General features: G+C 47.7%; 11 protein-coding genes. All 11 read left to right on the top strand.

From position 1 onward, the window contains the following. Nucleotides 1-136 precede the first annotated feature (136 nt). Nucleotides 137-1,624 (top strand): UDP-N-acetylmuramoyl-L-alanyl-D-glutamate--2,6-diaminopimelate ligase, encoded by a 1,488-nt coding sequence (locus MHI52_RS21435; protein ID WP_405157599.1) that lies wholly within the window; start codon nt 137-139, stop codon nt 1,622-1,624. Further along, nucleotides 1,624-3,036 carry a UDP-N-acetylmuramoyl-tripeptide--D-alanyl-D-alanine ligase gene (gene murF, locus MHI52_RS21430; protein ID WP_405159409.1) on the top strand — a complete coding sequence of 471 codons (1,413 nt, stop codon included), beginning with the start codon at nt 1,624-1,626 and terminating at the stop codon, nt 3,034-3,036. Before MHI52_RS21435 ends, murF begins: the two co-directional genes overlap by 1 nt. Nucleotides 3,037-3,048: 12 nt before the next feature. Continuing rightward, a complete protein-coding gene (mraY, locus tag MHI52_RS21425; RefSeq protein WP_405157598.1) occupies nt 3,049-4,017 on the top strand; it encodes a phospho-N-acetylmuramoyl-pentapeptide-transferase in 969 nt (322 codons plus the stop codon). A 3-nt stretch (nt 4,018-4,020) separates the two neighbouring features. After that, complete coding sequence (murD, locus tag MHI52_RS21420) at nt 4,021-5,442, top strand: UDP-N-acetylmuramoyl-L-alanine--D-glutamate ligase (protein ID WP_405157597.1); 1,422 nt, start codon at nt 4,021-4,023, stop codon at nt 5,440-5,442. A 48-nt stretch (nt 5,443-5,490) separates the two neighbouring features. Then, nucleotides 5,491-6,588: a stage V sporulation protein E gene (gene spoVE, locus MHI52_RS21415; protein ID WP_074095851.1), complete on the top strand. Its 1,098-nt coding sequence runs from the start codon at nt 5,491-5,493 to the stop codon at nt 6,586-6,588. A gap of 7 nt (nt 6,589-6,595) precedes the next feature. Beyond that, nucleotides 6,596-7,705, top strand: coding sequence for an undecaprenyldiphospho-muramoylpentapeptide beta-N-acetylglucosaminyltransferase (gene murG / locus MHI52_RS21410; RefSeq protein ID WP_315372160.1), 1,110 nt, complete (start codon nt 6,596-6,598; stop codon nt 7,703-7,705). 149 nt (nt 7,706-7,854) lie between these two features. Beyond that, nucleotides 7,855-8,760, top strand: coding sequence for a UDP-N-acetylmuramate dehydrogenase (gene murB / locus MHI52_RS21405; protein ID WP_405157596.1), 906 nt, complete (start codon nt 7,855-7,857; stop codon nt 8,758-8,760). 17 nt (nt 8,761-8,777) lie between these two features. Continuing rightward, complete coding sequence (gene murA / locus MHI52_RS21400; RefSeq protein ID WP_036614867.1) at nt 8,778-10,061, top strand: UDP-N-acetylglucosamine 1-carboxyvinyltransferase; 1,284 nt, start codon at nt 8,778-8,780, stop codon at nt 10,059-10,061. Between the two features lie 58 nt (nt 10,062-10,119). Next, the gene (locus MHI52_RS21395) at nt 10,120-10,887 is read left to right on the top strand and encodes a cell division protein FtsQ/DivIB (protein ID WP_017687304.1); all 768 of its coding nucleotides are present in this window, start codon (nt 10,120-10,122) and stop codon (nt 10,885-10,887) included. Between the two features lie 293 nt (nt 10,888-11,180). Further along, nucleotides 11,181-12,467: a cell division protein FtsA gene (ftsA, locus tag MHI52_RS21390; RefSeq protein ID WP_127545343.1), complete on the top strand. Its 1,287-nt coding sequence runs from the start codon at nt 11,181-11,183 to the stop codon at nt 12,465-12,467. A gap of 150 nt (nt 12,468-12,617) precedes the next feature. Next, nucleotides 12,618-13,733 (top strand): cell division protein FtsZ, encoded by a 1,116-nt coding sequence (ftsZ, locus tag MHI52_RS21385; RefSeq protein ID WP_017687306.1) that lies wholly within the window; start codon nt 12,618-12,620, stop codon nt 13,731-13,733. The last annotated feature ends 128 nt before the right edge of the window (nt 13,734-13,861 follow it).

Below are 13,861 nucleotides of genomic sequence, written 5' to 3'. Positions count from 1 at the left end.
GCTTAGGGGTAGTTTGAAGCTTCTAGCGCAACAAAATTCATTCAAGTGCGTTTCATTATAGGGTTGTATTGACGATATTAATAAATACAGACATATGTTAAAACAGAAGTATAATTGGAAAAGTGAGGTTATTCATGTGCTTTTAAAACAATTTGCATCGATGCTGACCACCGCCCGCCTCGTGGGCGAATCAAATACAGAATGCCAAAACCTTCAGACAGATTCCCGGCAGGTAAAACCGGGTGATCTGTTTATCTGTCTTCCGGGACATACAGTAGATGGTCATGATTATGCAGAAAAAGCTGTAAATGCCGGTGCAGTTGCATTAGTGGTTGAACGGCAACTGGATCTGCCTGTACCACAATTGCTGGTGAAGGATAGCCGATTTGCGATGGCTGTTTTGGCAGATTTCTTTTTTGACTCGCCAAGCCAGAAGATGAATATGATTGGTGTAACGGGAACGAACGGAAAAACAACGACCACCTATTTGATTGAAAAAATCATGAGTGATTACGGACGCAAGACGGGATTGATCGGTACTATTCAAATGCGGTATGACGGTCGCACCTACCCGATGTCAGGAACAACACCAGAGGCGCTTGATCTGCAGCGTAGTCTGCATGATATGGTTCAGAAGGGTACGGACTGCTGTGTTATGGAAGTTTCTTCTCACGCATTGGAACAAGGGCGAGTAAAGGGAACAAATTTCCGTACTGCGGTATTTACTAACCTGACGCAGGATCATTTGGACTACCACCATTCCATGGAGGAATATCGCGGGGCCAAAGGATTATTCTTTGCACGTCTAGGTAACGGTTATACGGAAGATGTCTCACAGCGTAAATTCGCTGTTATCAATGCAGATGACCCGGCAGCGGATTATTTCATCTCTGTGACTGCGGCTGAAGTGATTACATATGGCATGGGTGAAAAGGCGGATGTACGCGCATCCCAAATCTCAATCACGTCTCAGGGAACTTCTTTCCACGTAGATACATTTGCAGGCAACACAGATATTCGCTTGCGCATGGTAGGGAAATTCAATGTGTACAATGCAATGGCAGCCATCTCTGCAGCGCTGGTGGAAGGTATTCCGTTGGAAGAGATCAAGCGCAGTCTGGAGACGGTTCCAGGCGTGGATGGACGTGTTGAAGGAGTGGACGAAGGACAGCCATTTGCTGTTATTGTCGATTATGCCCATACACCGGATGGACTGGAGAATGTGTTGCGGACGGTGAAAGAATTTGCCGAAGGGCGTGTAATTTGCGTGTTTGGCTGTGGTGGTGACAGGGACCGTACCAAACGTCCTCTCATGGGGAAAATTGCTGCGAATTATAGTGATTTTGTACTGGTTACTTCCGATAATCCGCGGACAGAAGATCCGGATCTGATTCTCAAAGACATTGAACAGGGCCTGATTGAAGAATCCGTTCCTGCTGAACGTTATATGATGATTGTGGATCGACGCCAGGCGATTCATGAAGCTATTGAAATGGCAAGCCCAGCCGATGTAGTATTGATTGCGGGCAAGGGTCACGAGACCTATCAGATTATCGGCACAACCAAAACCGATTTTGATGACCGAATCATAGCCAAAGAAGCGATAAGGGGCAAATCCAATTGATAAAAAGAACATTGGCACAATTGGCCGAGATGTGTGGAGGAACATTAAGTGACGTTGCTACTCATGGCAATGTAATGGTCGAAGGGGTGTTTACCGATTCGCGTAAACCTCTGGAAGGCAGTTTATTTATCCCGCTAGTGGGTGAAAGGTTTGACGGACACGAATTTGTGCAAGCCTGTCTAGAGAAGGGGGCTGCAGGCACGATCTGGCAAAAGGATCATGGTATTCCGCCACAAGGAGCTGTCATTGTTGTTGACGACACACTTGTCGCACTGCAAGCACTCGCATCTGCTTATCTAACGGAGAATAAAGCGGCTGTAGTCGGCATTACAGGCAGCAACGGCAAGACAACAACAAAGGACATCGTGGATGCCATTCTCTCGACGACGTTTAAAGTGCATAAGACGCAAGGCAACTTCAATAATCACATTGGTTTACCACTGACTGTACTAAGCATGGACCCGGATACCGAGATTATCATTTTGGAGATGGGTATGAGTGGTCGCGGGGAAATTAACGATCTGTCGGTTATTGCGCAGCCTGATGTAGCGGTCATTACCAATATTGGTGAATCACATCTGCTTCAGCTGGGGTCCAGACTGGAGATTGCCAGAGCCAAAGCCGAGATTGTAGCGGGATTGAAGCCTGGCGGGTTACTGATCTACAACGGAGACGAGCCTTTAATTGCACAAGTCCTTGAAGAGCCCGCAACGAAACAACCCGATGGATTGCAGCGGTTTACATTTGGTCTGCAAACCGATAATGATGACTATCCTACCGGACTTATGAATGCGCAGAACGGGGTAGTTTTCACCACCAAACAGTCTGGAGAACATGCATTTACGCTACCTCTGCTAGGAACGCATAATGTCGTTAACTGTCTGGCTGCTTTGGCAGTAGCCCGTCATTTCAAAGTGACGACGGAACAGATTGCCGCGGGATTGTCTCGCTTGAAACTGACAGGCATGCGTATTGAGGTTACGCAAGGCGTTAGTGGTCTAACCCTGCTGAATGATGCATACAATGCAAGTCCAACCTCCATGAAGGCCGCAATCGATGTACTAGAAGGTCTGAAAGGATACCGCATGAAAGTGGCTGTGCTTGGTGATATGCTTGAACTCGGTCCCCAAGAGCAGGATCTGCATTACGGAATCGGAGAGTATATCACATCGGCCAAAATGGACATGGTGCTGGTATATGGTCCGCTATCAGCCAAGATTGCTGAAGGAGCAAGCAAGCATATGCCTACAGAGGCTGTGCATGCTTTTATAGATAAAGAAGAAATGACCCGTTATCTACTGGAGAAACTACATCCCAGAGACGTTGTCTTGTTCAAAGCCTCAAGAGGCATGAAGCTGGAAGACGTGGTCGAAGCACTACTAATAGCACCATTACAGAATCGAGTAGACTAGAGGGGTGAACCCATGGATTTTCAGGTATTACTGTTAACAATCGGCGTTTCATTTATTCTGGCGGTGATTGCCGCACCGCTCCTGATTCCGCTGTTACGCCGGATGAAATTCGGACAGCAAGTTAGGGAAGATGGGCCTCAGAGCCATTTGAAAAAAAGCGGAACACCTACAATGGGTGGAGTCGTCATTTTAGTTGCGTTCACATTGGCCTTTTTGAAATTTTCGGCAGTCAAGAATACAGACTTTTATGTCTTGCTTGTGGCTACGCTGGGATTCGGGCTGATTGGCTTCCTGGATGATTACATCAAAATTGTGTTCAAACGTTCGCTGGGACTGACGGCCAGACAAAAAATGCTGGGCCAATTGTTCTTCAGTGCAGTGATGTGTTTCTTGCTGATCCAGAATGGACACAGCACAGCCATCTCTATTCCGGGAACGTCATTCTCGTTTGACTGGACCGGATGGTTCTATTATCCGTTTGTCGTAATCATGATGCTTGCCATTACCAATGCGGTTAACTTTACTGACGGTTTGGATGGTTTGCTATCAGGGGTAAGTGCGATTGCCTTTGGCGCGTTTGCCATTGTGGCGATGCAAGCCACGTCGATGCCGGCAGCAGTGTGTGCAGCAGCGATGATCGGAGCCGTACTCGGTTTTCTGGTATACAATGCACATCCGGCCAAAGTGTTTATGGGAGACACCGGTTCTCTGGGGATTGGCGGTGCGATTGGTGCGGTAGCCATTGTAACCAAAACAGAGCTTCTATTTGTCATCATTGGCGGTATTTTTGTTATCGAGATCCTGTCTGTCATCATTCAAGTGGTATCTTTCAAGACTCGTGGCAAGCGTGTATTCAAAATGAGCCCCATTCACCATCACTTTGAATTAAGTGGTTGGTCAGAATGGCGGGTTGTTATTACCTTTTGGGCGGTAGGCGCAATTTTGGCCGCTCTTGGACTTTATCTCAACAAGGGGTTGTAGATCATGAACCATCCTGAATCATATCGCGGACAACAAGTCGTTGTGCTCGGATTGGCTAAAAGCGGCGTACAGGTCGCCAAAGTGCTGGATCGCGCTGGAGCGAAGGTTACAGTAAATGATAAAAAAGAGAGAGATCAATGTCCCGAAGCTTCCGAATTGGAGGCTTTGGGAATTTCTGTTGTATGCGGAGGGCATCCGGATGATCTGATTCACACTGGTGTGAAGCTGGTTGTCAAAAACCCCGGTATCCCATACCATGCAGCTCCTGTGCAGCAAGCTTTGGCATTGGGCATTGAAGTGGTGACCGAAGTAGAGGTTGCTTATCATCTATGTGCTGCACCCATGATCGGGATTACGGGATCCAACGGCAAAACAACAACCACCACTTGGGTGGGTAAAATGTTGGAGCATGCTGGCCTCAAGCCGATCGTTGCCGGTAATATCGGAACACCTCTCTGTGAAGCGGCAGAGCAAGCTTCTCCAGATAACTGGATGGTTGTTGAGCTTAGCAGTTTCCAGCTCAAAGGAACGGTTGATTTCCGTCCTCAGATTGCCAGCTTGCTTAACGTTGCAGAGACGCATCTGGATTATCACGGGAACATGGATGATTATGTGGCTGCCAAAGCGAAACTGTTCGCCAATCAGCAGCCTGACGACGTAGCCATCTTGAATTGGGATGATGCGGTATGTCGTGGTCTGATTCCTTACATCAAAGGCAGATTGATCCCCTTCTCCGTGACAGAGAAATTGGATACAGGTGTGTATGCAGATCCTCCTTATGTGGATGGAGAAGAGGATGATGTGAAGCGTCAGGTAATTTACGCGGATGAAAACGAAGATCACCACATCATTATCGACGTTGAGGACATTGGCCTTCCTGGGCGATTTAATGTGGAAAATGCACTGGCTGCTGTGGCTATTGCCGTAGCGGCAGGAGCTGATCCTGCGGTGCTGGCTGCTCCGCTTGCAGACTTCAAGGGAGTTGAACACCGACTTGAATATGTCCTGCAGCATAACGGTTCTGCATACTACAACAACTCCAAAGCGACCAATTCGAAAGCTACGGTTATGGCCCTGAATTCGTTCAAGGAACCGGTCGTATTAATTGCTGGAGGTTTGGATCGCGGGTCAGACATGATGGAGTTGTTACCCTTGTTCCAGGAACGGGTAAAAGCTGTCGTTGCAATTGGCGAGACACGGACAAAAATTGCCAAGGTCGCGGAACTTGCCGGATTAAAGCAAATTAAGGTCGTCGATAATGAGGAGGACGCTGCCCGGACGTTAACCGTTGCTGTGCAGGAAGCATCGAAGCTTGCCAGTGCCGGTGATGTCGTTTTGTTATCCCCGGCATGTGCAAGTTGGGACATGTTTGCTTCCTATGAAGAGCGGGGACGCATTTTTAAAGAGGCGGCGCATAACTTGTAAGTAGGGGGGTGGAAAAGCCCCTACTTCCATGCAAGGGGTGGCCTCCTGATGAAACAGACGCGACCGGCACCAGATATTTGGTTGCTGATTTGTATTTTGGCATTGCTTGCCATCGGCATTATTATGGTATATAGTGCGGGCTCGGTGCTTGCCTTTCATGACTATGGCGATTCATTTTATTTTGTAAAAAGACAGGCCCTGTTTGCGGTGCTTGGGCTTGTGGCCATGTTCGTAACTGCTAATGTAGACTACCGGGTGTGGAGGAAATATGCCAAGCCTATATTGATTGCCTGTTTTATTATGCTCATTGCGGTGCTCATTCCTGGAATTGGTGTGGTTCGCGGTGGTGCACGAAGTTGGCTGGGCATTGGTTCGTTTGGTATTCAGCCCTCAGAATTCATGAAGCTGGGCATGATTCTGTTTCTCGCTCACTGGCTGAGTAAGGAACCGGGTAAAATCAAAACCTTCACATCGGGGCTTCTGCCACCGCTGGGATTGATCGGGTTGGCTTTTGGGATTATTATGTTGCAACCTGATTTGGGGACTGGCACCGTGATGATGGGCGCATCGATGCTTATTATTTTCACAGCCGGAGCGCGAATGAAACATCTGAGCTTGCTTGCTCTTGGCGGCGTAGCGGGGTTTGCAGCTTTGATTGCTGCAGCACCCTATCGGTTGCAGCGCATCACAGCGTTTTTGGACCCGTGGTCCGATCCGCTGGGTGCCGGATATCAGATCATTCAATCCTTATACGCAATTGGTCCTGGTGGACTGGCGGGATTGGGACTGGGTATGAGCCGGCAGAAGTACAGTTATGTACCTGAACCGCAAACGGACTTTATTTTTAGTATTTTGGCCGAAGAACTCGGCTTTATAGGTGGAATGATTGTATTATTGTTGTTTCTGGTGCTGGTGTGGAGAGGGATGCGTGTAGCCATGACCGTTCCGGATGCCTTCGGCAGTCTGCTTGGTGTTGGTATCGTAGGTATGGTCGCCGTACAGGTCATTATTAACATTGGTGTTGTCATTGGCATGATGCCTGTTACGGGCATTACATTGCCTCTGATCAGTTACGGCGGATCATCATTGACCCTCATGCTCACAGCACTGGGCATTTTAGTGAATTTATCCCGTTATGCGAGGTGACTATGCGATGCGAGTCGTTCTAAGCGGTGGCGGTACGGGTGGACATATCTATCCGGCCGTTGCCATAGCAAGACAATGCGAGGCGGAGAACCCGGACTCTACATTTCTATACATCGGAGGAACCAGAGGTCTGGAAAGTAAACTGGTTCCCCAAGAAAATATTCCTTTTAAATCCATTGATATTACGGGCTTTCGGCGGAAATTGTCCATCGACAACCTGAAAACGGTCATGCGTTTCATTCAAGGTGTACGCAAGTCCAAAAAAATGCTGAAGGAATTCAAACCGGATGTTGTGATTGGTACAGGTGGATATGTATGTGGACCTGTGGTATATGCAGCAACAAAACTGGGGATTCCGAGTATAATTCATGAACAGAACGCCATCCCTGGTCTGACGAACAAATTTTTGATGCGTTATGTGGACACGGTTGCCGTTAGCTTTGAAGGTTCTGAAAAATCGTTTTCCGGCGCAAAAAAGGTGATGTACACCGGTAATCCGCGAGCGACTACGGTAGCCCAGGCTAGCCGTGATCGTGGTTTTGCAACGTTAGGTGTACCGATGAACAGCCGTGTTGTTCTTGTGGTTGGTGGCAGTCGCGGGGCAAAAGCAATCAATCAGGCCATGGTGGACATGGCTCCATTGCTGGAACAACTGGATGATGTACATGTAGTTTACGTTACAGGGGATACCTATTTTGATGAAACGCGTGAAGCCATTCGTAGCTCATTGGGTACGATGCCAAACCACCTGCATGTCCTGCCTTACGTGCATAATATGCCTGAGGTGCTTGCCTGCACATCCTTGATTGTAAACCGCGCAGGTGCATCATTCCTTGCGGAGATTACATCACTGGGTATTCCTTCGATTCTGATTCCGTCACCTAACGTGACTAATAATCATCAGGAAGCCAATGCTCGCACGCTTGAAGGTGGAGGCGCATCACTCACGATGCTGGAGAAGGATCTTACAGGCAAAGTCCTGTATGAAGCCATCGCCAAGATTATGAATGATGAATCGGGACGCAAACGAATGGCTGAAGCATCCCGGAAACTGGGGAAACCCGATGCAGCTGAAGTGCTTGTTCATGAAATTCAGCGTCTTGCTACACGCCGATAAAGTGCGATTGTGGGCGATTGTCACACACAAGACGGGGCTGACATAAGATACCGTATAAATCGTGACCATCGTTCCATGGCGCCAGAACACGGTCTGTAACAACAGAACATACCGTGCTCATCGGTTTTGAAGCAAAGGAGGAAGCAAACATGCTTCAGTGGATATCGTTACTATCCCAGAATAATGTTGGCAGAGTTCTTGAAAACGAATCACTAGCCAAATACACCACATGGAAGATCGGCGGTCCTGCGGATGCACTGGTCATTCCCGAGAATAAAGAGCAGATGATGAATCTCGTTCAATTGCTTCACACTTATCAGATTCCGTGGATGCAACTTGGACGGGGCTCAAACATGCTGGTGTCGGACAAAGGAATACGTGGTGTTGTGGTGAAACCAGGCGAGGGCTTTGATTATGCCGAATTTCACGAAGGCGGTGTAACCGCCGGAGCGGCGCATTCTTTTGTTAAACTCAGCGTGGTTGCTGCCAAAAAGGAATGGACCGGTCTGGAATTCGGCAGCGGTATCCCCGGCACTGTCGGTGGAGCCGTATACATGAATGCAGGCGCGCATGGATCGGATGTGTCACGGATATTCAAATTCGCTGAGATTGTACTGGAGACAGGGGAATTGGTGCGTTACAGCAAGGAGGACATGGATTTTGCCTACCGCCACTCTGTTCTGCATGATCGGAGAGGCATTGTGCTGGAAGCTACGTTTGAACTCCAGCATGGAGAGCGCAACGTCATTTCGGAAACGATGGCGGCTTACAAAGACCGCCGGCGCCGCACACAGCCACTGCAGATGGCATGTGCAGGTAGTGTATTCCGAAATCCACCGGGTGATCATGCAGCCCGCCTGATTGAAGCAGCAGGGCTGAAAGGAATGACCCAGGGAGGCGCACAGGTATCCACCATGCATGCCAATTTCATTGTTAATACAGACCAAGCAACAGCAGAGGACGTTATCACCCTAATGCAGCAGATACAGAGCACTATATCATCTCAAAACGGTATTAACCTGGTACCGGAAGTCTTCGTAGTGGGTGAGCGGTAAACCCCGGAGGTGATACATTGGACAAATTGGTGATTGAAGGCGGGAAACCCCTCTCAGGATCCATACGCATCCATGGAGCAAAAAATGCCGCTTTACCGATTATGGCCGCAAGTTTGTTGGCAGATGGAGAAGTTACACTGCATAACGTTCCACACTTGCTGGACATTGAAGTGATGCTGTATATCCTGGAACGGCTTGGATGCACGTGTCGGCATGAACAGGGAACAGTGACGATTAATACCTCGTCTATCCGGTCATATGATGTGCCAGAAGATCTAATGAAGCAGATGCGCTCTTCCATTTTTTTGATGGGACCATTGCTGGCTAAGTTTGGGCAAGTGTCAGTGTATCAGCCAGGAGGCTGTGCCATTGGAGAACGCAAAATTGATCTTCACCTCCGGGGCCTGGAAGCGCTCGGAGCTTTGATTGAAGAGCAGGACCAACAGATTATCTGTCATGGGCACAATCTGGTGGGTACAGATATTCATTTGGATTTCCCAAGTGTGGGAGCGACCGAGAATATCATGATGGCAGCCGTTATGGCTAAAGGGACGACAACCATCTGCAACGCCGCAAGAGAACCTGAAATCCAGGACCTGCAACACTTTTTGAATGCTATGGGTGCAAGCATTATTGGTGCAGGAACGGATACAATCACGATCAATGGCGTTGAGAAACTGAAACCTTGTTCGTATGAGATTATACCGGATCGAATCGTGGCCGGAACCGTAATGATTGCAGCAGCAGCAACACGAGGCAATGTTACGCTTACACACTGCAATCCTGCTCATCTTACTTCACTTATACATGTATTGAAGCGCACTGGTGTTCAAATCACAGTCTGCAATGATATAATGACGGTGAGCTGTATGAGCCGTCCAAAATCAGTAGACCGTATTGTGACTTCTCCGTATCCTTCGTTTCCGACAGATTTGCAATCGCAAATCATGGTGCTGCTCAGTTTGGCAGACGGATTCAGTGTGATGAAGGAAACGGTATTCGAGGGCCGGTTCAAACATGTGGATGAACTGAATGTGATGGGGGCTGATATTTCAGTCGATCTGAACGCAGCATTTATCCGTGGTGTTCCCCGTCTGTACGGGGCTACAGTAGAAGCAACCGATCTTCGTGCAGGTGCAGCCCTGGTAATTGCTGGTCTGGCTGCTCAAGGCAAAACGGTTGTGGAGCAAGTGCATCATATTGACCGGGGCTACGATCAGATCGAGAAGTTATTCCAAAGTCTTGGAGCATCGGTTGAGCGACAGTCGCCCGTTTCGAAACAGTTGGATTTTGCCAATTAACGTCCTTGGCGTCCCCTTCTTGAAGGGAGGGGACCTGAGGCTTTGTGGAGCGCTACTTATGCCTAAAAGTCAAATTCCGGTTCTGAAGAAGAATCGGCCAAAAGGAAACACAAGCCGCAAAATTGTAATTATTCTCTTATTATTATTTATTGTATTGCTGGCTGTATTATTCTTTCGTTCTTCCATGAGTCGGATTTCGGCAATTGAAATTACGGGTAATGTATATACAGCAACTTCAGAACTGCTGGAGAAAAGCGGGCTGAAAGAAGGCGAACAATTTTTTGGGACAAGTACAGCCGAGGTTATTGAGCGTCTCAAGACCATCAAGGCGATTTCCACCGTTACAGTGGACAAGCAATTTCCTGGGATTATCCATATCAAGGTTCAGGAATATGCCACGGTTGCTTATGAGCTTGGTTCTGACGGTACGCTCAAAGCGATATTAGCTAGTGGGACAAGCTTGACGGTTCCGGCAACAATTGGTGTTGCTGTGGAGAAGCCCATATTGACCCAATGGAAGGCTGATGATCCACTCAAAGCCAAACTGAGCCAGACACTGGCTAAAATTCCGAATGAATTGACGACGGATATTTCGGAAATTATTCCGAATCCAACGCCTTCATTTCCGGATCAGATTCGGATGTATACCAAATCGCAGTTTGAAGTGATTACAACCGTCTCTCTTTTATCGGATAAAGTGGAGTATCTGAATCAGGTGATTGAGACCGAACGGCCTGGGAAAATCACTATGCTTGAGGCAGATACCTATGTCCCTTTCATCCCGGATGACCCGGAAGATGATGCTGAACCAGGAGCAAGCCCCTGATCTTTGCCATTATGAGGCTGGACTGAATATGAAAGCCTAGGCAGGTCGGGGTTTGACCCCGTCAGAGCAATGAAACTTGTTCTTTCTGAGATGAAGAAAAAATGATACACTTGAACTTATGGCACATGAGTTGCCTCCTTCTTTTTTCTTCAATGTTTTATGTCTGGCAACCAGATTTTGACACCCAAAAACATTGTAGAAAAAAGAGGGAAAGCCTGAAGTGTGTTGAATATGTTTTAAGAGTGTTTAAATTCGAACGTAATTTACTATTGGAGTCAGGAGGTGCCACAGACTTGAGCAACAATGACATCATTGTTAGTTTGGACATCGGTACATCCAAAATTCGCGCTATTATTGGGGAAATGAACAATGGAACCTTTAATATTATAGGAGTTGGATCTGCCGACTCGGAGGGAATTCGCAAAGGTGTAATCGTAGATATCGATCAGACGGTGCAGTCGATTCGCAACGCAGTGGATCATGCAGAACGTATGGTAGGTATTCAAATATCCGAAGTGTATGTTGGAATCTCGGGAAATCATATCGGACTGATGAGCAGTCACGGCGTCGTGGCTGTGTCTAACGAGGATCGTGAAATCGGAGAAGAAGACATGGAACGGGTGTTGAAAGCAGCCGAAGTCATTGCAGTTCCGCCGGAACGGGAAATTATTGATGTTGTCGCCAAGCAATATGTTGTGGATGGCTTGGAGGGCATACAGGACCCCCGTGGTATGATTGGTGTTCGTCTGGAAGTTGAAGCAACGATCATAACGGGTGCAAAAACCGCGATACATAATCTTTTGCGCTGCGTGGAAAAAGCGGGTCTGAAAGTAAGCGATCTGGTTCTCATGTCGCTTGGAGCGGGTCAACTGGCTTTGTCCAAAGATGAAAAAACGATGGGTTCAGTGCTTGTTGATATTGGAGCAGGTGCAACAACCATCGCCATTTTTGAAGAAGACAGTCTTGTTGCAACATCAACGTTGCCTATAGGTGGGGAATTCGTAACAAATGATATCGCCTATGGCTTACGCACGTTAACGGATCAGGCAGAGAAAGTGAAACTGAAATATGGTTGCGCCTGGTTGGATGATGCTGCTGCGGATGTGATGTTCAAAGTCACCCGAATTGGCAGTAATGTAGACAAGGAGTTTTCACAGGAGGATCTGGCAGCAATTATTGAACCTAGGGTTCAAGAAATATTCCAGATGATATCCCAAGAAGTGAAGCGTCTTGGTTACAACGAGCTTCCTGGAGGTTATATACTAACTGGAGGTACGGTCTCTATGCCGGGGGTTCTGCAGGTCGCTCAGCATGAGCTTGCTGCTTCGGTACGAGTTGCAGTTCCGGATTATATTGGTGTGCGTGACCCCGGGTTTACAAGCGGAGTCGGCATATTGCACAGTGTAATTCGCAGTTTGCGCATTCGTCCCTCGATCAATAACGGCGGTGGAAATAACAACAACAACAATAATAACAACAAGAAACCGACCAACCGTCCGAAGCCAAATTCGGCACAGGAATCGGAGCAAAAACCCGGTCTGTTCGAGCGGCTGAAGAATATGTTCAGCGAATTTATATAACAGGTTGGATCCATTTCATACATTCTTGAAGCCGTCTGAATGCGCCGGTACTAAAATAAACGCTTTCGTTCGTCGATATATGAAATTGATTCGGTTCAAATCAAAAATTGGACGGGCCATCCATGCACATTGAGGGGGAGATGGAATAATATGTTGGAATTTGATTTCGAGATGGAGAGCTTGGCTCAAATTAAAGTCATCGGTGTAGGCGGCGGCGGAAGCAATGCAGTCAACCGTATGATTGAAAATGGTGTACAAGGTGTTGAATTTATTACGGTGAATACGGATGCTCAGGCGTTACACCTGGCGAAATCCGAGCATAAATTGCAAATCGGTGATAAATTGACTCGTGGTCTTGGTGCTGGCGCCAACCCGGATGTAGGTAAAAAAGCAGCGGAAGAGTCCCGAGATCTGATCATGAACACGTTGAAAGGTGCAGACATGGTATTTGTTACAGCTGGTATGGGCGGTGGTACAGGTACAGGTGCGGCTCCGGTTATTGCCGAAATCGCTAAAGAGTGTGGTGCACTTACCGTTGGTGTCGTAACTCGTCCATTTACTTTTGAAGGACGCAAGCGTTCCAGCCATGCAGAGCAAGGTATTGAAGCTCTCAAGGAAAAAGTCGACACACTGATCGTGATTCCTAATGATCGTTTGCTCGAAATCGTGGACAAAAAGACTCCTATGCTTGAAGCATTCCGTCAAGCGGATAACGTACTTCGTCAAGCGGTACAAGGTATCTCTGATTTGATCGCTGTACCGGGTCTGATCAACCTTGACTTTGCTGACGTCAAAACGATTATGCACGAACGTGGTTCAGCCCTTATGGGGATTGGTGAATCAACTGGTGAGAATCGTGCCGCTGAAGCAGCACGGAAAGCCATTATGAGTCCTTTGCTGGAAACTTCTATTGAAGGTGCTCGCGGCGTAATCATGAACATTACGGGTGGCGTTAATCTGTCCCTGTATGAAGTGAACGAAGCGGCAGAGATCGTAACGTCTGCTTCCGACCCGGAAGTAAACATGATCTTTGGTGCCATCATTGACGAAGACCTGAAAGAGGAGATTAAGGTTACGGTTATTGCAACCGGTTTTGAAGATAAACCTGCTCCACCACCACCAGGACGTAAGCCAGCTCCAGCAACAGCGGAGACGACGGATACACGTTCGCCGAACCTGCGTCCTTTCGGAAATCAGCCGAGCAATGATCAGCTGGACATTCCGACATTTTTACGCAATCGTTCACGCAATAATAACAACGATTAATACGCAAATCAATTTATTGGAAACCCGGTACTCCTTATGGAGCGACCGGGTTTTTTCTGTTTATTTAGATATCATAGCATACAGCAATGAACAAATTCTGAACAAAGGGCCTGAGCAATTCCGACAAA

This window comes from Paenibacillus sp. FSL H8-0283 (assembly GCF_045040675.1).
Classification (GTDB): Bacteria; Bacillota; Bacilli; order Paenibacillales; family Paenibacillaceae; genus Paenibacillus; species Paenibacillus amylolyticus.
Note: the sequence above shows the minus strand (reverse complement) of the source record. Positions and strands in the feature narration are given on the sequence as shown.

Bases quoted from the DNA above. Each gene is read 5' to 3' on its own strand.
- mraY (WP_405157598.1), top strand. From the start codon at position 3,049: ATGGATTTTCAGGTATTACTGTTAACAATCGGCGTTTCATTTATTCTG.
- MHI52_RS21395 (WP_017687304.1), top strand. From the start codon at position 10,120: ATGCCTAAAAGTCAAATTCCGGTTCTGAAGAAGAATCGGCCAAAAGGA.
- ftsZ (WP_017687306.1), top strand. From the start codon at position 12,618: ATGTTGGAATTTGATTTCGAGATGGAGAGCTTGGCTCAAATTAAAGTC.
- murG (WP_315372160.1), top strand. From the start codon at position 6,596: ATGCGAGTCGTTCTAAGCGGTGGCGGTACGGGTGGACATATCTATCCG.
- spoVE (WP_074095851.1), top strand. From the start codon at position 5,491: ATGAAACAGACGCGACCGGCACCAGATATTTGGTTGCTGATTTGTATT.
- murD (WP_405157597.1), top strand. From the start codon at position 4,021: ATGAACCATCCTGAATCATATCGCGGACAACAAGTCGTTGTGCTCGGA.
- murB (WP_405157596.1), top strand. From the start codon at position 7,855: ATGCTTCAGTGGATATCGTTACTATCCCAGAATAATGTTGGCAGAGTT.